We start from the raw sequence: 22700 nt of genomic DNA, 5'->3' as shown, positions 1-22700 counted from the left end.
TTTTTGTTTCCCATGAGCACCACCCGTTTTCTCACCGGCATCACCACCACCGGCACCCCACACCTGGGCAACTTCGTCGGCTCCATCCGCCCGTCGGTGGCGGCCAGTCTCACCCCCGGCGTGCAGAGCTTTTATTTTCTGGCCGACTACCACGCGCTCATCAAGTGCGAAGACCCGGTGCGCATCCAGCGCTCCACGCTGGAGATCGCGGCCAGCTGGCTGGCCGCAGGGCTCAACCCTGAAAAGGTCACCTTCTACCGCCAGTCCGACATCCCAGAGATCCCCGAGCTGACCTGGCTGCTGACCTGCGTGACCGGCAAGGGCGTGCTGAACCGTGCCCACGCCTACAAGGCCAGCGTGGACAAGAACACCGCCGCCGGGCGCGAGCACGACGACGGTGTCACCGCAGGCCTGTTCATGTACCCGGTGCTGATGGGCGCGGACATTCTGATGTTCAAGGCCCACAAGGTGCCGGTGGGCCGCGACCAGATCCAGCATATCGAGATGGCCCGCGACATGGCGGCCAGCTTCAACCACCTGTACGGCGAGCACTTTGTGCTGCCCGAGGCGGCCATCGACGACCATGTGGCCACACTGCCCGGGCTGGACGGCCGCAAGATGAGCAAGAGCTACGACAACACCATCCCGCTGTTCAGCTCGCGTGCCCAGCTGCAGAAGCTCATCGGCGGCATCCTGACCGACTCGCGCGCGCCCGGCGAGGCCAAAGAGGTCGAAGGCTCGGCCCTGTTCCAGATCTACCAGGCCTTTGCCACGCCCGAAGAGACCGAGGCCCTGCGCAAGGCCTATGCCGACGGCATTGCCTGGGGCGACGCCAAGCACCTGCTGCTGGAGCGCGTGGACCAGGTGATCGCCCCCATGCGCGCGCAGTACGAAGAACTCATCCACAACCCTGCGCGCATCGAACAGACCCTGCTGGCTGGCGCCGAGCGCGCCCGCGCTCTGGCCACGCCGTTCATCCGCGAACTGCGCAGCGCCGTGGGCCTGCGCAGCCTGGTGCAGGCCAGCACGGCCGCCAAACCGGCCAAGGCCGCCAAGACCGCCCTGCCTGCTTTCAAGCAGTACCGCGAGGCCGACGGCAAGTTCTACTTCAAGCTGGTGGCCGCCGACGGCCGCCTGCTGCTGCAGAGCACGGGCTTTGACGCCCCCAAGGAGGCCGGCCAAGCCATCGCCCAGTTGCAAAAGGACAGCGCAGCACTGCAGACTCTGGCCCCGCGCCTGGCACCGGTGGACGGCGTGGACGCCGCCGAGGTGACGGCCGCCCTGCAGGCGCTGGCCGAAGCCGCTGCTGCATAAGCCCGCGCACCCCACGCACGCGGCGCGCCCCGTGCCAAGCACACAGCCCGAGCCGCAAGGCTGCGGGCTTTTTTTCACTCCCTCCAATGTCCAAGAAGCTACGTTTTTGATAGCTACTCAGGTATATTCCACTAACGCTACCAACCCAAAAGGCCTGAAGCGCCCTTCCACCAGCCGGTAAAGGCCCCCTCCGCACACTGTGCGCCACTTCAGTCCCGGTACCGCACCAGGGCCCACAGCGTGGGGCGCTCTCCGGTGCGCAGCCCGGTCTGCACCGTGCCGGTGAAGCTCCAACGCCGGTCCTGCGACTCCCAGCCATGGGCCAGGGCCAAGCTCCAGCCCGGGGCGCGTTGCACGGTGTTGGCCTCGTCGCTGTAGCGCATGCCGCGCCAGGTCAGGCGCAGCAGCGAAAAGCTGCGCGCCTCGTGCCGCCACGTGGTCTGGCCCAGCACCACATGGCGCGCAAAGCCCGGCAGCCAACGCCCCTCCAGACCCGCCCCGGTGTTGCGCGATGTGGTGTGGATGTAGCTGCCCAGCACGCTCCAGCGCGGACCCAGCAAATGGTTGACAGACACCGTGGCCTGCGCCAGCTGCCCCTGCCCGAAGAGGGGCGTTTCCTCATAGGTGTTGAGCGTGGTCTGGGCATTGAGCACCACGGGCGCGATGGTGGCCACGTTGTCGAACAGCGCACCCGTGTTCTGTGCAAACAGGCGACCGTTGGCGGCCACCAGGTTGCTGATGCGCTGCCCCGACAGGCTGGCACCCCAGAAGGTGGTGGGGCTGGCCTCCCAGTCCAGTTGCACCGCGTGCTTGCGGGCGTAGCTGCCTGCCAGCAGGTACTGGTTGTCCACGGCAATAGCGCCCGTGGCGACGGGCGACAGGGTGTGCGTGCCGGGCGCCCGCACGCTCTCCTGCCAGGCCCAATGCAGTGCGCGGCCCTGGCCCAGGCGCAGGCTGGCGCCCAGGCGCGGCAGCAGCCGGTGGTGGTGCGCCGCGCCGTCGTCCTGCGCGGGCAGCAGGTCTTGCCCCGTCGCCGTGTCTGCATAGCGGTCGCGCTGCCGGGTGGTGAACCGAGGCCAGTACGCCTCGGCCATCCAGGTCCAGGCACCGCTGCGCCATTCGCCCGCCACCCAGGGCATGTGGTAGCGCTCGGCGTTGGTGCGCGGTGTGGTGATGCCAGGGTCGGAGATGGCGCTGACGGTGTCCCGGTCCACGCGCTCCCAGCCCACACTCAGGCGGTGCGCGCCCCAGAGCACCGTGTGGCGCAGGAACAGGCCATGCTCGTCACTGGCATAGCGGTAGTCCTGCGGGCCCCAGCGCGCATCGTCCAGCACCAGGCCGGAGGTCTGGCGCCCGCTGTGCACCTTGAACCAGGTCTGGCTGTCTGCCGACCAGCGCCACGCAGCGCCCAGGTCGGTGCGGCGGGTGCGCGTCTCGGCGCCGCCGGTGAAGGTGATGCCGTTGCCAAAGTCCAGCCCCTGCGGAAAGCGGTAGCGCAAGGTGGTGTCACTGTGCAGCGCGAACAGCGACAGGCTCTCGTTGGGCCGCACACCCAGCGCCAGATCCACTTCGGGCGATGACAGGCGGTACTGCGTGGCGACGGGACCTTCGCGGGGCCACATCTGCACGTCGTTGGCCCGCACCAGCCAGGCCACAGGCACGCTGCTGGCAGCGAACCCACGGTAGCCCATGTCAGCCGTGGCGTTGTGGCGCAGCGGGTTGCGCTCGGCACTCACCCCCGCCGATGTTTCGCGGCCTTCCGACAGCAGCAGGGGCGCGCGCTTGTCGCTGGCGCCAAACACGGTGGGGTCGGTGAGGTAGCCCTGGAACAGCTCGGAGCGGCGGCTGAAGTCGCTCTCGTACCGGTCGGCCAGAAAAAAGTGGCTGCCGGCCCACAGCGGGTAGTACGACGCACTGGCGTAGGCCCGTGCCCAGTGCTCCATGCCGAAGTCGCCCAGCGCCTTGCCCAGGTTGGCCGAGCCCTGGCTGTCCGAGGCCAGCGGGTTGAGCGACTTCAGGTAGGGCAGCCGGGTGAGCGCCTCGCGCGCGGCGGCCATGGCCGCCACGGGCTCGCCGCTGTCGTTGCGCAGCATGGCCTCCACCTGCCAGGGCAGCGGGTCCCGCGCATCGGCCAGGCGGGCGCGGTCCAGCGCGTCCAGCGCTGCAGCGCGTTCGCCCAGCGTGTATTCGGCCACCGCCAGCCATACCTGTGCGCGGGCGTATCGCGGCTCGATCACTAGTGCCTTGAGCAGCGCAGTGCGGGCGGCCTCGGCATCGCCTTGCCGCAGCGCCAGCAGTCCGGCAGCCGCCAGGGCCACGTAGTCGTCGCCCGACTGCGCCAGCGCGGCATCCAGGTCGGTACGCGCCTCGGCCAGGCCCAGGGCTTCGATGGCCGCCGTGGCGGCTTCGCCCCGGTAGGCCGCATGCTCCGGCGCCAGGGCCACGGCCTGGGCCAGCGCACTGCGGGCCGCACGCAGGTCTCCACGCTCTTGCAGTGCGCGGCCCAGCCCTGCCAGGGCGGCAGCCCACTGCGCATCCCCCTCCGCGTGGGCCACTGCCTGCCGGTACAAGGCCAGGGCGGCGTCACCCTGCCCTTGCAGCCGGTGCCAGTCGGCGTCGGCCTGCAGCAATGGCGCAAAGCCGGGAGACGCGCCCCGCGTGGTGTCCAGCCAGGTGCGCGCCTCTGACAGGCGATCCAGCACCATGAGCAGGTCGGCGCGGCCTGCAGCGGTGCGGGGGTCTTGCGTGCGCTGCCAGGCCAAGGCCAGGCGCTGCTGCGCGGCGTCAGGCTGGCCGTCCAGCACCTCCAGGTCCGCCAGGGCCAGCTCGACCACAGCCCCACCATCCTCCTGCGCCGACAGGGCCTGCAACAGGGCTCGCGCCTGGGCCCATTGCCCCGCGCGCAATGCGGTGCGTACCTCCGCCAGAGCGGCTGGCGCCGTCTGCACGGGCTGGAACTCGGCCCAACGCGTCAGGTCGCCCGGGTAAGCGGCCACCCACTGCACCCGCTCGCGGGGGTTGACCAGCAGGCGCTTGACGGGCGCCTGGCCGGGCTCGGCCACGCCCTGCTCGGCGGGCCCCAGCTGCACGCTGCCCTGGTCGTTGCGCAACTCGACGGCGCCGGACAGCACGGTGAGCGTGGTCCGCCCCGTTCCGTCCACCTCCACGTCCCAGTCGGTACCCCGCACCACGGCCAGCGCTGCCGGCGTTTGCAGTTGCAGGTTGGCCGGGGCCTTTTTGGTGCGTGCCCACAGACGGCCTGCGGCCAGCTCCAGCAGGGTGCGAGTGGGCTGTGCCTCGCACAGCCGCAATTGCGCGTTGGCCGACATGCGGATCTGCGTGCGGTCCGCCAGCAGCAGCGCTGCCGACGACAGCGCCAGCGTGCGCATGTCTGCGCCCGGACCTAACGGCTGGGCAAGTGTGGCAGGCAGCCAGGGCTGTGTGCCCGGGGGGCGCGTTTCGCCTTGGCCGCTGAGCGCCACAATTTGCGCAGCCACTGCGTCAGGCGCCAGGGGCAACCCGGCACATTGCGCACTGGCACCGGCAGCCGTCCAGGTCGACAGGGCAACACCCACCAGCGTGAGCCACACCGGGCGCGACGGGGAGGACACAAGGGGGATGGGCATGGTGGGCCTCTCTCTGGGGGAGTCTTGCGCCGGGGACTCAGGTCTTGTCCAGCGCCTGCGCGGTGAATACGGCAGTGGCGCCCGCTACAGGGCCGTCCGCCAGCGCAGTGTCTGCCTGGGCATGCACCCGGGCCTGCCAGCGCAGCGCCTGCCCGTGCCACTGCGGGGCATGTGCGGCCGCGTGCGCGCACGCATCGGCACAGCATTGCAGAGCCTGCGCCCAACGCGCAGCGTGAAGGTGGTCCCGCAGCGTGTGGCTGATGGAGGCCAGCGCGGCGTCGTCACAAGGCGTGTACACGTCCACACCGGTGCTGCGCCCAGTCAGCACCACGGTGTCCAGCCACATCAGTCGGACCTCTGGGGCATCACCTGCTGGCACTGCCTGCAGCGCATCGTGTGTGGCGCCCGACAGGAGGATGCCGGTGCCGAAGGCCTTGTTGGCGCCCTCCAGCCGCGCGGCTGTGTTCACGGCGTCGCCCACGGCGGTGTACGTAAAGCGCTCATGCGACCCGAGGTGCCCTACCGCCGCCTCGCCCGTGTGCAAGCCAATGCGCAGTTGCACCTGCGCAAACGGTGTGCCCCGCCACAGGGCCCGCAGGTCCACCATGTCGGCCTGCATGGCCAGCGCGCAGGCCAGGGCACGGTCTGCGTGCCGGGGGTTGGGCAAAGGCGCGTTCCAGAAGGCCATGACAGCGTCGCCGATGAACTTGTCCAGCGTGCCGCCGTGCTGGTGCACGGTATGGGTCATGCGGGAGAAGTAGGCATTCAGCGCCTGGGCCACGGCCTCGGGCGGCAGGTGCTCGCTGGCGGCGGTGAAGCCTGCCAGGTCAGAGAACAGCAGCGTCAGCACACGGCGCTCGCCATGCAGTTGCGGCTGGGCACCGTCGGCCACCAGGGCATCCACCACGGCGGCGGGCACGTAGCGGGCAAAGTCCACGCGCAGCTGTTCGCGGCGGCGGTGTTCACGCCAGTAGCTGTCAGCGGCGCCCACGTTCAGGTGCAGGGCCAAGCCCGCCAGCGTGGGCAGTGCCGTCCACCACACCCCTGCCAGGTAGGCCCACAGCCCGCCAAACAGGACCAACAGCGCAAGCGCCGCACTGAGCAGCACCGCCCGCCCACCGCGCCAGCGCCGGGTCCAGGCGGCCACGCAGCCCACGGCCAGCGCGGCCTGCAGCCAAGGGCCTGCCGGGTGTGCGGGCACCACCCAGTCCCCCGCCAAGCCATTCACCAGAGCCGTGGCGTGCACCAGCACGCCGGACTGCGTACCCGCGCCCAGCGCACGCAGGGGCGTGGCGAACTGATCGACCCCGTCCACCGGCGTGTTCTGTCCCAGCAGCACCAGGCGCCCCTGCACAGCCGCAGCCGACAGCGCCTGACCAGCCTCCAGCGCCTGGGTGTAGTGGGCGTAGGGCAGCGGGACCTCGGGTGCGTAATAGCGCAGCAACGCACCCGGCGGTGGGGGCTGAAAACTGCGCCCGCCGCTGCGCGCCAGCTCCTGCCACAGGGCATCGCTCCGAGCGGGTGCAAGACGCAGCACGCCATCGTCGTCCGGCTGCACCGCCACACTGCCCTGGCGGGCCATGGGAAACACCGAGGGCACGGTCTGCCGGTATTGCGCCACCTGCGAGGTGTTGACCGCCACATCGGCCGCAGCCAGCACCACCGGCATGCGCCCTTGCAGGGCTGCCGCAAGCGCCGCATCGTCCGCAGGGGACTGGGGTGCGGCAAACAGCATGTCGATGCCCAGCGCAGAGGCGCCCGCCGCAGACAAGGCCTGCACCAGTTGTGCGTGCAGGCGGCGCGGCAGGGGTGGGGTCAGGTTCAGCGCCGCCAGGCTGGGCTCGTCCAGCCCGACCACCAGCACGCCCACGTCGGGCGGCGGCGAAGCGGTCCAGCTGGCCAGCAGGTCATGCTCCAGGCGTTGCAGCGGCGTCCAAACTGGCAAGGCGGGCAGCAGCGCCAGCAAGCCCAGCGCGAGCAGTATCCGCAACGCCCAGGGCCGCCAGGCGTCTTGTGTGACCGGTGCTCGCGTACTTGCCATCCCGCCCCTCCACAGCAGCATGCAGCCGTGCATGCAGCGCCCACTGTAGTGGCTGGGCCTGCGCATGCACAGTGGGGGCTTACACGCATGCCCGACGCCATGGACGCCCCGCACAACACCTATGTGCAGCCACCGGGCAGGTGCGTAAACTGGGTGCCCTGATCAATGAGAGAGACTTCCATGAAACTGCTGTGTGCCTCCGTGTCCGTGCTGGCCTTGCTGGCGGGCTGCAATGCGACCGACCCCTACGGCCCCTCGGGCCCCATGGCCTCGGGCCGCGACCGTACCTTCAGCGTACCGGTGTACGGGCCCGACACCTCCCAGGCGTATGCGGCGGCCAGCCGCGAATGCCAGCGCATGGCCCTGCACGCAAAACTGTTGCGCAACGATGGCTCGCGCCTGGTGTTTGAATGCGTGAGCGAGTTGCAGGACAAGCCTTGAGGCCAGCCGCCCCACCAGCGTGCCGCCGCTGGGCGATCGGTACGGCCTTGCTGGCGCTGTCCGCGCTGCTGGCAGGCTGCCAGCACACGCCCTCGACCCCGGCAAGCGCAGCCACATCGCCCTGGGTCAACAGCCTGGGCATGGCCTTTGTCCGTGTGCCTGCAGGCACTTTCTGGATGGGGGGTGCGCCCCCTGTCGAGGCGCTGGGAAATACCTTCCCGCTGCTGGAGCGCAAGCGCCTGACCGACCTGGCAGATGAGTCGCCCGAGCACGAGGTGCACATTACCCGCGACTTTTACCTGGGCCAGCACGAGGTCACCGTGGGGCAGTTCCAGCGCTTCCTGGAGGCCTCTGGCTACCGGCCAGAGTCCGAGGCCGACGGCACCGGGGGTTATGGCTACAACCCGGCCTACGAACCGGCCAACACGCGGCGCGGCGATGCGTTTGAGGGGCGCGACCCGCGCTACTCGTGGCGCAACCCCGGCTTTGCGCAGGGCCCGGACCACCCCGTGGTAAACGTGACCTGGAACGACGCGCAGGCCATGGCCCAGTGGCTCAGCCGCACCGAGGGCCACCGCTATCGCCTACCCACCGAGGCGGAGTGGGAATACGCCTGCCGCGCAGCCAGCCGCAGCCTGTACCCCCATGGCGACAACCCGCAAGAGCTTGTCTCCGCAGGCAACACCTTCGACCAGGCTGCGGCCCCGCTCTGGCCACGCTGGCGCCAGCATGCGCTGGTGGGCAACGACGGGTACGCCTTCACCGCGCCGGTAGGCCGCTTTGCGCCCAACGCCTTCGGGCTGTACGACATGCTGGGCAACGCCTGGGAGTGGACGGGCGACTGGCATGGCGACACCTACTACGCCGAGTCCCCACGCAATGACCCCACCGGTCCGGCAGAGGGCAGCGTGCGCGTGCGCCGGGGCGGCTCGTGGCACACCTGGGCGCTCTATGCACGCTGCGGATACCGCAACTGGAACAGCCCGCAGACCCGCTACACCCTTGTCGGCATGCGGCTGGTGCGCGAGATAGCAGCAGAGCCCCCCGCGCGGTGACCAGCATGGGCCGGGAGGGTTAACAAATGTCAAAACCCCTCTCGCCCCGCGCGGAGCGCGCCTGCGCCGTGGTAGTTATCGCCAATAATGCCCAGTTCGATTTTGGATGGGGAGAACCATGCGCATAGCCGCTTTGGACGACGATGCGCTTCAGCTGGATCTGATCAAGCAGGCCACGGAGGCGATGGGTCATGTGTGCCACACCCACCTGACCGGTGCGGAGCTGATGCGCACGCTGCGCCGCGAGACCTTTGACCTGCTGATCGTGGACTGGCACCTGCCCGACACCACCGGGCCTGAGGTGGTGCGCTGGGTGCGCCAGAACGTCGCGGCCCGCGTACCCATCCTGTTCGTCACGCACCGCCAAGAAGAGCGTGACATTGTCGAAGGCCTGGGCAGCGGCGCGGACGACTTCATGGTCAAGCCGGTGCGCATCGGCGAGCTCAACGCCCGCGTGGCCGCCCTGCTGCGCCGCGCCTACCCCGAAAACACCGGCGGCGTGATGGAGTTCGGCCGCTACCTCTTTCTGCCCGAAACCCGGTCCATCGAAAAGGACGGGGTGGCGGTGGAGCTGAAAAACCGCGAATACGACCTGGCGCTGTTCCTGTTCCAGAACATGGGCCGATTGCTGTCGCGCGACCACCTCAAGGAAGTGGTCTGGGGCCAGGTGGCCGATGTGATGTCGCGCTCGCTGGACACCCACATCTCGCGCCTGCGCACCCTGCTCGACCTGCGCCCTGCCAACGGCTTCATCGTGACGGCGGTGTATGGCGTGGGCTACCGTTTTGAAGCCGTCGAAGGCCAGGACAAGGGCTGACGCAGTGCCGCGACGGAGTCCGGCGGGCACTGCCCCCTGAAGGAGACATGACTTGATCACCCCCCTGCCATTTCGCATGCACTCGATTGCTGCAGCCCTGTTTTTTCTGGCAGCGAGTACGGCCTTCTCGGCCCAGCCAGTCACTGGCCCGGTAGCCCCCCAGCAAGGCGATGAAATTGCCCACGCCGTGAAAGAAGGCGACACCCTCGAAGGGCTGGCCCGCAGCTACCTGGCCAACCCGCGCCAGTGGCCGCTGCTGCAGGCCCGCAACAAGGTGGCTGACCCCAGGCGCCTGCAACCGGGCTCGTTGATCTTCATCCCCGTGCGGCTGCAGCCCAGTGAGTCGGCCACCGTGCAGTTTGTGCAGGGCGAGGCCACGGCGCAGGCGCGGGGCAGCAGCACACCCGCCCCCATTGCAACCGGCAGCAAGCTGGAAGAAGGCACCGAGCTGAAGGTGGGCCCCGAGTCGTTCGTGGCAGTGCAGCTGGCGGACGGCACCGTGGTGCGGGTACAGGCGCAGTCCGAGCTGCAGTTGCGCCAGTTGCGCCGGCGGGGCCGCGCAGGCAGCGTGCAGTCGGTACTGGAGATGCACAAGGGCGGCGTGGAATCGACCGTACCGCCCAGCGCCGAGCCACTGCGTCGCATGGAGATCCGCACACCGCTGGCGGTGACCAGCGTGCGGGGCACGCAGTTCAGCGTGGCGTTGGCCGATTCGGGCCAGTCCACGGCGTCGGTAGAGCATGGCTCGGTGGCCGTGCAATCGCGGCGCGACACCGACAGTGAGCCCGGTGCCGCACTCAAAGCGCCCACTGCGCTGCTGGCGCCCGGACAAGGCCTGGCGGTGGCCACCGATGGCACCGTCGGCGCCGCCCGCGCGTTGCTGCCCGCCCCCGATACCTCCGGCATGCCCACCACGCTGGGCGATGCAGGCCTGCTGGCCATCGACCTGCCGATGGCCGCAGGCGCCACGCGCTATGTGGCGCAGGTGGCACAAGACCCCGCCTTCACCCAGGTGCTGCGCCACGGCAGCTTCCCCGATGGCCGCCTGCGCTGGAAGGCGCTGGACGATGGCCGCTACTACCTGGCCGTGCGGGCGCTGGACGATGCGGGCATTGCGGGCCTGCCGGCCGTGCAGCCGTTCACCGTCAAGACCCGCCCGGTCGCACCGCTGTACCAGCACCCTGCGCCTGGCGCGGTAGTGCCCAGCGGCGCGGCCGAGCTGCGCTGCACGGAAGTCCCCGGCGTGCGCTGGTACCGCGTGCAGGTGGCCGCCGACGCCCAGTTCACCCAGCCCCTGCGCGACGAGCAGCGCCTGACCGAATGCCGCCTGCCCTTGGGGGCGCTGCCCGCAGGCAGTTACTTCTGGCGCATCGCCAGCCTGCTGGCGCTGTCCGACGGGCAGGCAGACCAGGGGCCGTTTGCGCCCCCACAGCCCTTCACTGTGGCCGACCGGCCGACCGCCTTGCCCCTGCAGGCGCTGCAGGCAGAGGACGGAGATCCGACCGTGCGCCTGCACTGGCCTGCCCAGGCTGGCCAGCGCTTCCGGCTGCAGCGCACCGAGGCCACCGACCTGGACTTTGCCAAGGTTGCCGAGGACACTGTGCTCGACGCCCCGACCTGGACGGCCAGCAACCTGGCTGCCGGCGATTACCTGGTGCGCATTCAGGTGCTGGACGCCAGTGGGCTGGAGAGCGACTTCTCCCCACCGCGCAAGATCCGCGTGGGCACGGGCATCCGCACGGGTGCGGGCTTGCCGGTGTCCACCAGCAGCGGCACACCCGTGGGCCGGCCTTGAGCGGGCCATGGAGCCTGCTCAGCCCCGCCGTACCAGTTGCACCAGCGCGCGCTGCTTTCGCGGCACGTGCTGAGCAAACGTCGCACCCACCACCACCCCTGCCATGGTGACCATCGCCCACCTGCGCCGCCGCAGACGCCGCTTGGAATGGGCGCTGCTGGCCTGCGCGCTGATGGCGCTGGTGGCATGGCTCAGCACCGCCGACAGCCTCGGCCGCGTCAACCATCTGGTGCAGGACGCAGGCATGCGGCTGGTCTCGCGGCCCGCCCACCCCGACATCGTGATCGTGGCCATCGACGACGCTAGCATTGCCGCCATCGGCCGCTGGCCCTGGCGCCGGGCCCTGCATGCCGAGCTGATCTCGCGCCTGACCGCCCAGAACCCGCGCGCCATCGGCATGGACGTGCTGTTCAACGAAGCCGACCTGGACTACCCCGAGGACGACCTGCTGCTCACCGACGCCATCCGGCGCAGTGCGCGCGTGGTGCTGCCCGTGCTGCGGCGCGGCTATGGCCCCGTCAGCAACCAGACCGACCTGCCCTGGCCCGGCTTTGCCGATGCTGCCGCCGGCCTGGGCCATGTGCATGTGGCACCCGACAGTGATGGCGTGGTGCGCAGCCTGTACTTGCTGGAAGGCCCGGCGGCCGCCCCCTGGCACCACTTCAGTACCGCTCTGCAGTGCGTGGCAAACCGGCAACCTGTGGCCACCTGCGGCCGCTCGCCCGCCAGCGCCACCGACACCAGCCCCTGGCAGCGCGCTGAGCCCACGCTCATCGCCTATGCCGCCGGGCCATCGCCCTTCACCACCTACTCGTACATCGATGTGCTGCGCGGGCAGTTGCCGGCCGGAGCGCTGGAAGGCAAGTACGTGCTGGTGGGCGCGGCGGCCTCGGGCCTGGGCGACATGTTTGCCACCCCCGTCAGCCAGCAGTCGCGCCTGATGCCCGGCGTGGAGGTGGTGGCCCATGTGCTGGATGCCCGCCTGGCCCGCGAACACATCGTGCGCGCACCGCAGGCACTGAACTTCGCCTTCAACCTGGTGCCACTGGCCTGTGCGCTGCTTGCGTTGCTGCTCATTGGCCCATTGGCGGCCCTGCTGACCAGCGCCGCACTGGCGGTGGCCACCTTGCTGCTGAGCATGGCCCTGCCCTGGTGGGCAGGTTTGCAGTTCGCACCCGCAGCGGCCTTGCTGGGCCTCGCACTGGCCTACCCGCTGTGGAGCTGGCGGCGCCTGAGTGCGGCCGCGCACTTTCTGCGGCTGGAGATGGAGAACCTGCAACGCCAGGGCCTGGCCATGCGCTTGCGCAGACGGCCCGGAGACTCCGCCGACTTTCTGGAGCGCCGCATCAATGCCGTGGAGCGCGCATCCCGCCAGCTGCGCGACCTGCACCAGTTTGTGAGCGAGAGCCTGCAGCAGCTGCCCTCCCCCACCATCGTCTGCGCCCCCGACGGTGAAATCCTGCTGGCCAACCAGGCAGCCCGCCAGCATCTGGGAGGCACCACCCAGCCCTCCCTGCAGGGGCTGTCGGTGGTGGACCTGCTGGCTGATCTGGTCGAGTCAGGAACCGATGCGCCAATCGTCACCCAGGCGGCCTTGCAGCATGGCACCCTGCCCGAGCAGGCCGAGGGCACGGACGCCCAGGCCCGCAACCTATTGGTGCAATGCAAGCCTTTCACCAACCTGGCCAATGCAGGCTGGCTGCTGACCCTGGTGGACCTGACCGAGATGCGTCGCGCGCTGCAGCAACGTGACCAGGCGATGCACTTCATCTCGCACGACATCCGCGCGCCCAACGCGTCCATCCTGACGCTCTTGGAAATGCAGCGCGCCTACCCCGGCCGCCTGTCGGACCAGGAGTTGCTGGAGCGCATTGAGCGTTACGCGCAGGCCTCGTTGGGCATGGCCGAGAGTTTTGTACAACTGGCCAGCGCGCAATCGCAGCCATACCGCATGGCGCCGCTGGACCTGGCAGCCCTGCTCTCCGAAACCACCGACGACCTCTGGACCCTGGCCCGCGACCGCAATGTGGACGTGCGCACGGTGGCCACGCCAGACTCTGCGCCCTGCCTGGGCGACCGCGCCCTGCTGTCCCGCGCCCTGACCAACGTGATCCACAACGCCATCAAGTTCAGCCCCGATGGCGGCACGGTGCAGTGCGCCATCGTGGCGCGGGGCGCGCACTGGGTGGTGTCAGTGCGAGACCAGGGCCCTGGCATCGCGCCCGAGCAGCAGGGCCACCTGTTCACCCCCTACCAGCGGTTGCACGACCACAGCCACCCGGCCATCGCCGGGGTGGGCCTGGGCCTGGCACTGGTGCAGACCGTAGTGCTGCGCCACGGCGGGACGCTGGAGGTGGAGAGCGATGTCGGGCGGGGTGCCGAGTTCCGGCTGGTGCTGCCGCAGCAGTTGGATGCGCTGTCGGACGACGACGAGGCGTAGTAGCTAGCCGCGAGGCGCCGACTGCGACCGCAGAAAGTCGAGCACCGCCCGATGGTCACCCTGGAAAACGATGCGGTCGGCGCGGCTCTGCCGCTGGTAGGCGTACATCGGGTCGTAGTAGTCACGCATGAGCGCAGCAATCCAATCCCGGTGCAGCGACAAATCGCCCCGGCTGCGCTGCTGTGCCAGCGCTGCCTGCATCGACCCGCGAAGCGCCTGGTAGCGGTCGCCTCCCAGACGCTTGGCGAGTTTGCCCAGGCTGTCGAGCAGCCGCGCCGCAAACAGGTCGATCCCTGCCGCCTCTCCATGGACCGCGACAAAATCAGCGCATTGCTGCTGCACATAGTCGCGCAGGATGCGCTCCACACGGGCGTCAAAAGCATCCTCCAGGCAGACGATGGGTACCCGTTCCAGCCGCTGACGCAGCTCCAGCGGCACAGAACAGCTACCCACATGGCGACCTTCGTCCTCCAGCACAAAAGTCTCGTGGCCCAGTGCACGCTTCTTGAGCACGTCGATGGCCAGCCGGTTCTCGAAATCGATCTGTGTGGGCTGACCGCTGACGCGCTGGCCAAAACTGGAACCACGGTGGTTGGCATGGCCTTCCAGATCCAAGCCGTTGGCCAGTTGCGCAATCACTTCGGTCTTGCCGGTGCCGGTCAGGCCACTGAGCACCACAAACCCGCACTCTGCCGCCGCAGCCTGTGTGGTGCCGATGAGGAACCCGCGCATGGCCTTGTAGCCCCCCACCACCCGGGGGTAGTCGATGCCCGCTTCGTTCAGCAACCACTGCTGCACGATCTGCGAGCGCAACCCGCCACGAAAGCAGTACAGCACGCCCTGCGGATGCGCTCGCGCAAACTGCGCCCACGCCTCGATGCGCTGGCGCTTGATGGTGCCCGACGCCAGCTGGTGCCCCAACGCAATCGCGGCCTCCTGACCCTTGTGCTTGTAGCAGGTGCCCACTTGCTGGCGCTCACCATCGTCCATCAGGGGGAGGTTGGCAACACCAGGAAACGCGCCCTGCCCAAACTCCACCGGCGCGCGCACATCCATCATGGGCACATCGTTCAAAAAGATGTGCCGGTAGTCCGTGAGGTTGGTGGGCATCAGCGCAGCTCGACAGCAAAGGCCTGTCGCGGGGTGAGCTCACCGATAGGCTGCAGCGCCAGGCCCAGTTCTGCGGCCACCTGCAGAAACTCGGCCTCGCCCTCCGGGCTCACGGCCACCAGCAGCCCCCCGCTGGTCTGGGGGTCGCACAGCAGGTGCTTTTGCACCTCCGTCAGGGGCGCGATCTTGGCGCCATAACTGTCAAAGTTGCGCAGCGTGCCGCCGGGCACACAGCCCTGGTCCATGTAGTAGTCCACCCCCTCCAGTCGCGGCACCGCCGCGTAGTCAATCACGGCGCTCAAACCGCTGCCCTCGGCCATCTCGACCAGGTGCCCCAACAGGCCGAAGCCGGTCACATCCGTCATGGCCTTCACGCCCGCCAGTCGGCCGAATCGACTCCCTGGCTGGTTGAGCGTGCACATCAGGTCGCACGCCACGCCCACATCCTCGGGCCGCAGCTTGGCCTTTTTTTCGGCGGTGGTCAGGATGCCGATTCCGAGGGGCTTGGTGAGATAAAGACGGCAACCCGCCGTGGCCGTGTCGTTGCGCTTGAGGTGGCGCTTTTCGACGATGCCCGTCACCGCCAGGCCGAAGATGGGCTCCGGCGCATCGATGGAGTGCCCGCCCGCCAGGGGAATGCCCGCCGCGTCGCACACCGCACGCCCCCCGCGCACCACCTCACGCGCCACCTCGGGCGGCAGCACATTCACCGGCCATCCCAGGATGGCAATGGCCATCAGCGGATCAGCCCCCATGGCGTAGATGTCGCTGATCGCGTTGGTGGCAGCAATGCGCCCGAAGTCATACGGGTCATCCACGATGGGCATGAAAAAATCGGTGGTTGACACCACGCCGCGCTCCGCATCCAGGGCATACACCGCCGCATCGTCGCGCGACGTGTTGCCCACCCAAAGCCGGGGGTCCAGGTGCTGCGCCCCGCTGCCCGCCAGGATCACGTCCAGCACCTTGGGGCTGATCTTGCAGCCGCAGCCGGCGCCGTGGCTGTACTGGGTCAGGCGAATGGGGGAGGTTGTCAAGGTCTCTGGGAGCATGCGAGGTTCTTTCGTGGCATCACGCGCGGGCCGCGCAACCCGTATTCTGGCGCTGCAGGGAAACGCGGCCATGCATCGCAATCAATACCCTGTCACTCCCGCATCTGCATGGTGATGCCCACACAGCGGCGAATCTGCGAGCCTCTACACCCACTGCATCCGAATGTGGGCGATCCAGCCGCCTGCAGTGTTCAAGCGGACACAAAGAAAAAGGCCCTGTGCTATCGATTAAATAGCTACAGGGCCTTGATGCTGGCGGAGAGGGTGGGATTCGAACCCACGGTAGTGTTGCCACTACGCCTGATTTCGAGTCAGGTACATTCGACCACTCTGCCACCTCTCCAATGTGTCGAAGCCTTTGATTATAGCCAGATTTTCAGGGCTTGAGCACTGCGGTGCCGCCCAGGTAGGGGCGGAGCACCTCGGGCACCGTCACGCTGCCATCGGCCTGCTGGTAGTTTTCCAGCACCGCCACCAACGTGCGGCCCACGGCCAAGCCGGAACCGTTCAGGGTGTGCAGCAGCTCGTTCTTGCCTTGCGCATTCTTGAAGCGGGCTTGCAAGCGGCGCGCCTGGAAGGCTTCGCAATTGCTTACCGAGCTGATTTCGCGGTAGGTGTTCTGCGCGGGCAGCCACACTTCCAGGTCGTAGGTCTTGGCGGCGCCAAAGCCCATGTCGCCCGTGCACAGGCTCATCACGCGGTAGGGCAGGCCCAGCTTTTGCAGCACGGTCTCGGCGTGGCGGGTCATTTCTTCCAGCGCTTCATAGCTCTTGTCGGGGTGCACGATCTGCACCATTTCGACCTTGTCGAACTGGTGCTGGCGGATCATGCCGCGCGTGTCGCGGCCGTAGCTGCCCGCTTCGGAGCGGAAGCATGGCGTGTGGGCCGTGAGCTTGATGGGCAGGTCGGCCTCGGCCACCACCACGTCGCGCACGAAGTTGGTCAGCGGCACTTCGCTGGTGGGGATGAGGTACAGCGCCGCGTTGTCCGGCACGGGCTCGCCGTCCTGGCCGCCCTTCTTGGCAGCAAAGAGGTCGCCCTCGAACTTGGGCAGCTGGCCCGTGCCCTTGAGCGAGTCGGCGTTCACAGCGTAAGGCACGTAGCACTCGGTGTAGCCGTGCTCTTGCGTCTGCACATCGAGCATGAATTGGCTGAGCGCGCGATGCAGGCGGGCGATAGAGCCCTTCATCACTGTAAAGCGCGAGCCCGAGAGCTTCACGCCCATGTCGAAATCGAGGCCCAGCGGAGTACCCACATCGACATGGTCCTTCACTTCGAAATCGAACTTCGCAGGCGTGCCCCAGCGGCGCACTTCAACATTGCCCGCTTCGTCGCTGCCTACTGGCACGGATTCGTGCGGCAGGTTGGGCACGGCCACCAGCATGGCCAGCAGCTCGGACTGGATCTGTTCCAGGCGGGCGGCGGATTGTTCCAGCTCCACCTTGCCTGCGGCCACCTGGGCCTTGACGGCTTCGGCGCCGTCCTTGTCACCCCGGCTCATCAGCATGCCGACCTGCTTGGACAGCTGGTTGCGCTGGGCCTGCAGCTCTTCGGTGCGGGTCTGCAGCGTCTTGCGCTCGGACTCCAGGGCCTGGAAAGCGGAGACGTCCAGGAAGGCCTGGGGCTTTTTGCGGGTTTCCAGCCGCGCGATGGCGGTGTCGAGGTCTTTGCGGAGGAGAAGAATGTCAAGCATTGCAGGATTTTAAGGGGGTGGTCGGCACAGGCTCAGGCAAGGCTGGCGGGGTCAAAGTTGGCGCCGCAGAGAATCAGGGCCACCGTCTCTTGCGGCTGGGGCTTGTAGGCGCCGGTTTGCAAAGCTGCCAAGCCCAGCACGGCGGCGGGTTCCACGGCCAGTTTCAGCTCCTTCCACAGCCACAGCTGGGCCGCGCGGATGGCGTCGTCGGGCAGCAGCAACGCATCGTGCACATGGCGCTGGCTCACCTCCCAGCTAATCGCCCCGATGCGGCGGGCACCCAGCGAGTCAGCGGCCACGCCGCCCACCTCCACATCCACCGGTTGGCCCGCAGCCCGCGCAGCGTGCAGGGTGGGTGAGCGTTCGGGCTCCAGCGCCACCACATGGGCTCGGCTTTCCACCCATGCGGCCACACCGCCGATAAGGCCACCACCGCCCACGCTGACGAGCACTGTGTCGGGCAGGCGGCCGCCCTGTTCTTCCATCTCCAGCGCCAGGGTGCCCGCGCCCGCCACAACTTCAGGCTGGTCGTAGGCATGGGCCTGCAAGGCCCCAGTGGTCTTCTGGCGGGCCACGCAGGCTTCAAAGGCTTCGGAATACGCAGCGCCGGTGACGACCACCTCTGCCCCCAGGGCGCGCAGGCGGGCGCGCTTGGCCTCTGGCGAGACTTCGGGCACAAACACCTCACAGCGCACGCCCAGAGCCTGGGCCGCCGCGGCCACCGCAATGCCGGCGTTGCCGCCCGAGGCGATGATCACGCCGCTCTCAGGCACCGGGTTGGCCAGCAGGCGATACAGCATGCCGCGCGCCTTGAAGCTGCCACCCACCTGCAGATGCTCCAGCTTGAGCCAGACCTCGGCACAGTCCACGCCCAAGGACTTGCCGGACAGGCGCATCAGCGGCGTGGTGCGCAAAAAGTCGGGCTGGGTGGCCAGTTGGCGGCGGGCTGCGGCAATGGCGGCGCGGTCGATCATGCAGGGGCTCCGGATGGCAGGTGGTGTCAAAAGAAGGGGCAGTGTAGGGGCTGCCCGCAACATGCAGACACAACGTGGACTGCACGAGCGCCCCACAACTGCCGATAACATGGCCAAAGCAGTTCCAAACCCACCCGTCCGGCGGTTCTGCACACAGGAGAAAAGCATGTTCTTTGTGTTCGGCCCGTCGGGCCAGATGTACCGGGGCGGCCCCGAAAACCTGGCACGTATCTCTGCGGTGCGCAGCGTGCAACGCCCGCAGGCCCTGCGCACGCGGGCCATGGACGCACAAGACGGGCAGCCGGTACCCGTCTTCACGGCCCCACCCCGCCCCACCACCGCCGACCACACCCATGCGGCGGCACCCGGCGCCGTCGTCAACCTGCGCCTGCAGGACGCCGTGAGCGCCTACGCGCAAACGGAGCAAGGCCCCCAGGCCAGTGCCCGCCAGCCGTTGACCAAGGTGAGCGATGTGATGACCACCGGCGGCGTGAGTGTGGCGCCCGATGTGCGCGTGAACGATGCCTGGCAGACCCTGGCAGAGCACCGGGTGGCGCAGGCCCCCGTGGTGGATGCGCTGGGCCGCGTGATCGGATTGCTGCTGAGGGCCGACATGGCGCCGCTGGATCTGCTGCCCGAGCCCGGCGCCGTCAAGCAGGCCATCGACCTGGCCCGCCGCCCGGTGGCCGAGGTGATGGTGAGCCCCGTGCCCACCGTGTCACCCGACACCGAACTGCGCCGCGTGGCCGCCGTGCTGCTGGACACCGGCCTGCCCGGCCTGCCGGTGACGGACGAGGCGGGCGTGCTGTCGGGCTTTATTTCACGCACCGACATCCTGCGCGCCGTGGCGGCCGACCCGCCGCTGGACCTGTGGAGCGGGCCCGCCGTGCCTCTGTAGGGGCATATTTGGATAAAAATGACCGCTAGCGCTAGAGGAATATGCGCTAGCAGCTATCAATTCAGGAGTGAATAAAAAAGGCGCCTACCGGCGCCCTTGCACGATCAGCGGCAACCTCGCACGCCGCCGTCAGTGCGCAGACGGCCCCGTCTCCGGCGTGCGCTCACGAATTTCCAGACCCGTGGCCGCGTCAATCTTGAGCCCCTTGGGCAGCGGGAACTTGATGGTCTCCTCAATGCCCGCCATGCTGCGCACCGACACTGCGCCCAGCGCCTTGATGCGGTCGATAACCTGTTGTACCAGAATCTCCGGCGCGGAGGCTCCGGCGGTCAGCCCTACGCGTGCAAGGCCCTTGAACCATTCGCCCTGCAGCTCGTCGGCACTGTCCACCATGTAGGCCGTGGTGCCCAGCTTGGCAGCCAGCTCGCGCAGGCGGTTGCTGTTGGAGCTGGTGGGGCTGCCCACCACGATCACCACGTCCACCTGCGGGCTCAGCACCTTGACGGCGTCCTGCCGGTTTTGCGTGGCGTAGCAGATGTCCTGCTGCTTGGGTTCGCGCACATTCGGAAAGCGCGCCCGCACGGCGGCAGAGATTTCAGCCGCGTCGTCCACACTCAGCGTGGTCTGCGTGACCACGGCCAGTTTCTCGGTCTGCGCCGGCTGCACGCGGGCCACGTCCTCCACGTCTTCCACCAGGTGGATGCCGTGGTCGAGCTGGCCCATGGTGCCCTCCACCTCGGGATGGCCCTTGTGGCCGATCATGATGAATTCGTAGCCTTCTTTGGCGAGCTTGGCCACCTCCACATGCACCTTGGTCACCAGCGGGCAGGTCGCGTCAAAAATGCTGAAGCCGCGCGCCTCGGCCTCTTGCTGCACCGCCTTGCTCACGCCATGGGCGCTGAAGACAAGCGTGGCGCCCGGGGGCACGTCGGACAGCTCTTCAATGAAGATCGCGCCCTTGGCCTTGAGGTCGTTCACCACGTAGGTGTTGTGCACGATTTCGTGGCGCACATAGATGGGGGCGCCAAACTTCTGGATGGCGCGCTCCACGATCTCGATGGCGCGGTCCACACCGGCGCAAAAGCCGCGCGGCTCGGCCAGCAGGATTTCTTTCGGCGCCAGCATCACAGGATCCCGATCAGCTGCACTTCAAAGGTCACGGGCTGGCCCGCCAGCGGGTGGTTGAAGTCGAACAGCACGGCGCCGTCTTCGCGCACCTGCATCACGGCGCCGGCGTAGCTGCCCTGGCCGTCGGGCGTGGGGAACTGCACCACATCGCCCACGTTGTACTTTTCGTCGGGGTCGCCCAGCTCGTTCATCAGCTTGCGCGCCACCCACTGCTGCATGTCGGGGTTGCGCTCGCCAAAAGCCTCACCCGCAGGCAGCTCGAACGTGGTGCGCGTGCCCTCGGCCAGGCCCAGCAGGCGCTGCTCCATAGCGGGCGACAGCTCGCCCGTGCCCAGCGACAGGGTGGCCGGCTTGTCGGCAAAGGTGTTGATCACATCCCCCGCCGGGCCAGCCAGGCGGTAGTGCAGCGTGAGAAAGGAGCCCGGCTGCACGGTGGGAAGGGGGGTGGAAATAGAGGTCATGAGAGTCCCGATAAACTGCCACGATTGTAGAAAACCGGGCAAAGCCCTACGCCCGTCGGCCCCTGACGGGTGTCAAAGACCCTGCGCCATGCCCCTTAAAGACCTGCCCGCCGACGCCCAGCCCCGCGAAAAACTGCTGGCACGCGGCCCCGCTGCACTGGCCGATGCCGAGCTGCTGGCCATCCTGCTGCGCACCGGCATCGTGGGCAAAGGCGTGCTGCAGATGGCGCAGGAGCTGCTGGACCCGCCCGGTATCGACCCGGACACGGGCGCCGTCACTGGCGGCTTTGGCGGCATTGCCGGGCTGCTGCACACCAGCGCGGCCGACCTGGAGCGGATCAAAGGCCTGGGCCCCGCCAAACGCGCCGAGCTGGTGGCCGTGCTGGAGCTGGCCCGCCGCGCCCTGGCCCAGCAACTGCGCGAGCGCGAGGTGTTCGACTCCCCCGACACCGTCAAGCACTACCTGCAACTGCACCTGGCCGCCAAGGGGCACGAGGTGTTTGCGGTGCTGTTTCTCGATGCGCAAAACCGCCTGCTGGCACTGGAGGAGCTGTTTCGCGGCACGCTCACGCAGACCAGCGTGTACCCGCGCGAGGTGGTGCTGCGCGCCCTGCACCACCAGGCCGCCGCCGTGGTGCTGGCCCACAACCACCCGAGCGGCAGCGTACAACCCAGCCGTGCGGATGAGGCGCTGACCCAGACCCTGAAGACCACGCTGGCCCTCGTGGACGTGCGCGTGCTCGACCATGTGATCGTGGCACCGGGCCAGGCGCTGTCGATGGCTGAAAAAGGCCTGGTGTGACCGCCCCAGCCCCCACACCCGCCCAGCCGCCCACGGCCCTGCAAGCCGCGCTGGCGCGTGCTGCGCGCGCTGTTCCCGGCAAGGCGCCCCCGGTGGAAGCCACAGCCGCCGCCCCGGCCCCCAGCGCACCCCGGTCCGCCCGGCGCGCAGGCCTGGCTGACAAAAAGGCAGCCGCCAAGGCAGCGATGCGCCCGCTGCGCCAGGCCCCCGCCGGGCCCACAGCCGCAGCGAGCCCCTCACCACCCCGCCGCCGAGCCCCTCCGGCCCCGCGCCGTGCGGGTGAGCGCATCACCCAGCTGCAGGACCTGGCCACCGTGGCCCGCCGCCTGCGCGAGGAGCAGGAGCGCCGCGAGGCCGAAGACAAAGCCCGACGCGAAGCGGCAGCACGGGCCGAGGCCGAGCGCTACCTCTTCAGCCGCAGCGTGGGCCCTGTCACCCCGCTGCGCAACCCCAATGTGGCGCGGCTGCGGCGCCACCTGCCGCCGCCGCTGCCGGTGCAGCACTGGCTGGACGAGGAGCGGGTGCTGCTCGAATCCATCAGCGACGACTTCGACGTGAGCACCCTGCTGGACACCGACGACCAGCTCAGCTTTCGCCGCCCGGGCATCGGGGTAGAGGTGACGCGCCGCCTGCGCTCCGGCCACTGGAGCATTCAGCGCCACCTGGACTTGCACGGCCTGCGTGTGGACGACGCGCGCGAGGCGCTGGGTGAATTCATCCGCCAGGCGCACAAGATCGGCCTGCGCTGCGTGCGCGTGGTGCATGGCAAGGGACTGGGCTCGCCCGGCAAAAGCCCTGTGCTCAAGGGCCGCGTACAGCGCTGGCTGGTGCAGAAGAACGAGGTGCTGGCCTTCGTGCAGGCGCGGCCCATGGATGGCGGCGCGGGCGCCCTGGTGGTGCTGCTGCAACCCGTGTTGCGCAAAAATTCATAAAAATAGCCGCAAGCGCTAGATCCATATGCGCTTGCAGCTATCAAAAACAGAGCAAATCAATGCTCTACAACAGACCGCACCGTGGCGGCGCTGCAAACGCACGCACCGCCACGGCACCCAC

At 68.5% G+C, this 22700-nt stretch carries 17 protein-coding genes and 1 tRNA gene; 9 read left to right on the top strand and 9 right to left on the bottom strand.

Annotated features, from left to right (window positions below; translation table 11 throughout):
* Positions 1 to 12: 12 nt before the first annotated feature.
* Positions 13 to 1314 carry a tryptophan--tRNA ligase gene (locus ACODSU_RS06710; RefSeq protein WP_488840998.1) on the top strand — a complete coding sequence of 434 codons (1302 nt, stop codon included), beginning with the start codon at positions 13 to 15 and terminating at the stop codon, positions 1312 to 1314.
* A gap of 209 nt (positions 1315 to 1523) precedes the next feature.
* On the opposite strand, the gene ACODSU_RS06705 is transcribed toward ACODSU_RS06710, so the two are convergent.
* Together ACODSU_RS06705 and ACODSU_RS06700 are read right to left on the bottom strand one after the other, a co-directional pair.
* Positions 1524 to 4940 carry a FecR domain-containing protein gene (locus ACODSU_RS06705; protein WP_488840996.1) on the bottom strand — a complete coding sequence of 1139 codons (3417 nt, stop codon included), beginning with the start codon at positions 4938 to 4940 and terminating at the stop codon, positions 1524 to 1526.
* Between the two features lie 37 nt (positions 4941 to 4977).
* Positions 4978 to 6981, bottom strand: coding sequence for a CHASE2 domain-containing protein (locus ACODSU_RS06700; RefSeq protein ID WP_488840994.1), 2004 nt, complete (start codon positions 6979 to 6981; stop codon positions 4978 to 4980).
* A gap of 180 nt (positions 6982 to 7161) precedes the next feature.
* On the opposite strand from ACODSU_RS06700, the gene ACODSU_RS06695 reads away from it, so the two are divergent.
* The 5 genes from ACODSU_RS06695 (at position 7162) to ACODSU_RS06675 (ending at position 13529) form a co-directional block, all read left to right on the top strand.
* Complete coding sequence (locus ACODSU_RS06695) at positions 7162 to 7422, top strand: hypothetical protein (protein WP_488840992.1); 261 nt, start codon at positions 7162 to 7164, stop codon at positions 7420 to 7422.
* 47 nt (positions 7423 to 7469) lie between these two features.
* Positions 7470 to 8477, top strand: a complete 1008-nt coding sequence (locus ACODSU_RS06690) for a formylglycine-generating enzyme family protein (RefSeq protein ID WP_488841025.1) — start codon at positions 7470 to 7472, stop codon at positions 8475 to 8477.
* Positions 8478 to 8595: 118 nt separating this feature from the next.
* Positions 8596 to 9294: a response regulator transcription factor gene (locus ACODSU_RS06685; RefSeq protein WP_291444996.1), complete on the top strand. Its 699-nt coding sequence runs from the start codon at positions 8596 to 8598 to the stop codon at positions 9292 to 9294.
* 52 nt (positions 9295 to 9346) lie between these two features.
* Positions 9347 to 11089, top strand: coding sequence for a FecR domain-containing protein (locus ACODSU_RS06680; RefSeq protein WP_488840990.1), 1743 nt, complete (start codon positions 9347 to 9349; stop codon positions 11087 to 11089).
* 103 nt (positions 11090 to 11192) lie between these two features.
* The gene (locus ACODSU_RS06675; RefSeq protein WP_488840988.1) at positions 11193 to 13529 is read left to right on the top strand and encodes a CHASE2 domain-containing protein; all 2337 of its coding nucleotides are present in this window, start codon (positions 11193 to 11195) and stop codon (positions 13527 to 13529) included.
* A 3-nt stretch (positions 13530 to 13532) separates the two neighbouring features.
* Here the strand turns inward: ACODSU_RS06675 and mnmH are convergent, their stop codons facing one another.
* The 5 genes from mnmH to ACODSU_RS06650 all read right to left on the bottom strand — a co-directional run bounded on the left by mnmH (position 13533) and on the right by ACODSU_RS06650 (position 18358).
* The gene (gene mnmH, locus ACODSU_RS06670; protein WP_488840986.1) at positions 13533 to 14639 is read right to left on the bottom strand and encodes a tRNA 2-selenouridine(34) synthase MnmH; all 1107 of its coding nucleotides are present in this window, start codon (positions 14637 to 14639) and stop codon (positions 13533 to 13535) included.
* A complete protein-coding gene (gene selD, locus ACODSU_RS06665; RefSeq protein ID WP_488840984.1) occupies positions 14639 to 15691 on the bottom strand; it encodes a selenide, water dikinase SelD in 1053 nt (350 codons plus the stop codon). The genes mnmH and selD overlap by 1 nt, the downstream gene beginning before the upstream one ends.
* 253 nt (positions 15692 to 15944) lie before the next feature.
* Positions 15945 to 16034: transfer RNA gene (locus ACODSU_RS06660), tRNA-Ser, on the bottom strand.
* Between the two features lie 33 nt (positions 16035 to 16067).
* Positions 16068 to 17384 carry a serine--tRNA ligase gene (serS, locus tag ACODSU_RS06655; protein ID WP_015012912.1) on the bottom strand — a complete coding sequence of 439 codons (1317 nt, stop codon included), beginning with the start codon at positions 17382 to 17384 and terminating at the stop codon, positions 16068 to 16070.
* A gap of 32 nt (positions 17385 to 17416) precedes the next feature.
* Positions 17417 to 18358 carry a threonine/serine dehydratase gene (locus ACODSU_RS06650; RefSeq protein ID WP_488840982.1) on the bottom strand — a complete coding sequence of 314 codons (942 nt, stop codon included), beginning with the start codon at positions 18356 to 18358 and terminating at the stop codon, positions 17417 to 17419.
* Positions 18359 to 18524: 166 nt separating this feature from the next.
* On the opposite strand from ACODSU_RS06650, the gene ACODSU_RS06645 reads away from it, so the two are divergent.
* Entirely contained in the window at positions 18525 to 19256 is a 732-nt protein-coding gene (locus ACODSU_RS06645) for a CBS domain-containing protein (RefSeq protein ID WP_488840981.1), read from the top strand.
* A gap of 129 nt (positions 19257 to 19385) precedes the next feature.
* On the opposite strand, the gene ispH is transcribed toward ACODSU_RS06645, so the two are convergent.
* Both ispH and ACODSU_RS06635 read right to left on the bottom strand, forming a co-directional pair.
* Positions 19386 to 20381, bottom strand: coding sequence for a 4-hydroxy-3-methylbut-2-enyl diphosphate reductase (gene ispH, locus ACODSU_RS06640; RefSeq protein ID WP_476017076.1), 996 nt, complete (start codon positions 20379 to 20381; stop codon positions 19386 to 19388).
* Positions 20381 to 20845, bottom strand: a complete 465-nt coding sequence (locus ACODSU_RS06635; protein WP_015012908.1) for an FKBP-type peptidyl-prolyl cis-trans isomerase — start codon at positions 20843 to 20845, stop codon at positions 20381 to 20383. The genes ispH and ACODSU_RS06635 overlap by 1 nt, the downstream gene beginning before the upstream one ends.
* A gap of 88 nt (positions 20846 to 20933) precedes the next feature.
* Here ACODSU_RS06635 and radC point away from each other — a divergent pair, with 88 nt between their 5' ends.
* Both radC and ACODSU_RS06625 read left to right on the top strand, forming a co-directional pair.
* The gene (gene radC / locus ACODSU_RS06630) at positions 20934 to 21647 is read left to right on the top strand and encodes a RadC family protein (protein ID WP_056641656.1); all 714 of its coding nucleotides are present in this window, start codon (positions 20934 to 20936) and stop codon (positions 21645 to 21647) included.
* Between the two features lie 185 nt (positions 21648 to 21832).
* Positions 21833 to 22579, top strand: coding sequence for a Smr/MutS family protein (locus tag ACODSU_RS06625; protein ID WP_369750498.1), 747 nt, complete (start codon positions 21833 to 21835; stop codon positions 22577 to 22579).
* The last annotated feature ends 121 nt before the right edge of the window (positions 22580 to 22700 follow it).

The sequence above is a fragment of the Acidovorax sp. FG48 genome, assembly GCF_057809085.1.
Note: the sequence above shows the minus strand (reverse complement) of the source record. Positions and strands in the feature narration are given on the sequence as shown.

Bases quoted from the DNA above. Each gene is read 5' to 3' on its own strand.
- ACODSU_RS06685 (WP_291444996.1), top strand. From the start codon at position 8,596: ATGCGCATAGCCGCTTTGGACGACGATGCGCTTCAGCTGGATCTGATC.
- ACODSU_RS06645 (WP_488840981.1), top strand. From the start codon at position 18,525: ATGTTCTTTGTGTTCGGCCCGTCGGGCCAGATGTACCGGGGCGGCCCC.
- mnmH (WP_488840986.1), bottom strand. From the start codon at position 14,639: ATGCCCACCAACCTCACGGACTACCGGCACATCTTTTTGAACGATGTG.
- ACODSU_RS06625 (WP_369750498.1), top strand. From the start codon at position 21,833: ATGCGCCCGCTGCGCCAGGCCCCCGCCGGGCCCACAGCCGCAGCGAGC.
- serS (WP_015012912.1), bottom strand. From the start codon at position 17,384: ATGCTTGACATTCTTCTCCTCCGCAAAGACCTCGACACCGCCATCGCG.
- ACODSU_RS06650 (WP_488840982.1), bottom strand. From the start codon at position 18,358: ATGATCGACCGCGCCGCCATTGCCGCAGCCCGCCGCCAACTGGCCACC.
- radC (WP_056641656.1), top strand. From the start codon at position 20,934: ATGCCCCTTAAAGACCTGCCCGCCGACGCCCAGCCCCGCGAAAAACTG.
- selD (WP_488840984.1), bottom strand. From the start codon at position 15,691: ATGCTCCCAGAGACCTTGACAACCTCCCCCATTCGCCTGACCCAGTAC.
- ispH (WP_476017076.1), bottom strand. From the start codon at position 20,381: ATGCTGGCGCCGAAAGAAATCCTGCTGGCCGAGCCGCGCGGCTTTTGC.
- ACODSU_RS06695 (WP_488840992.1), top strand. From the start codon at position 7,162: ATGAAACTGCTGTGTGCCTCCGTGTCCGTGCTGGCCTTGCTGGCGGGC.
- ACODSU_RS06675 (WP_488840988.1), top strand. From the start codon at position 11,193: ATGGTGACCATCGCCCACCTGCGCCGCCGCAGACGCCGCTTGGAATGG.
- ACODSU_RS06710 (WP_488840998.1), top strand. From the start codon at position 13: ATGAGCACCACCCGTTTTCTCACCGGCATCACCACCACCGGCACCCCA.
- ACODSU_RS06700 (WP_488840994.1), bottom strand. From the start codon at position 6,981: ATGGCAAGTACGCGAGCACCGGTCACACAAGACGCCTGGCGGCCCTGG.
- ACODSU_RS06705 (WP_488840996.1), bottom strand. From the start codon at position 4,940: ATGCCCATCCCCCTTGTGTCCTCCCCGTCGCGCCCGGTGTGGCTCACG.
- ACODSU_RS06635 (WP_015012908.1), bottom strand. From the start codon at position 20,845: ATGACCTCTATTTCCACCCCCCTTCCCACCGTGCAGCCGGGCTCCTTT.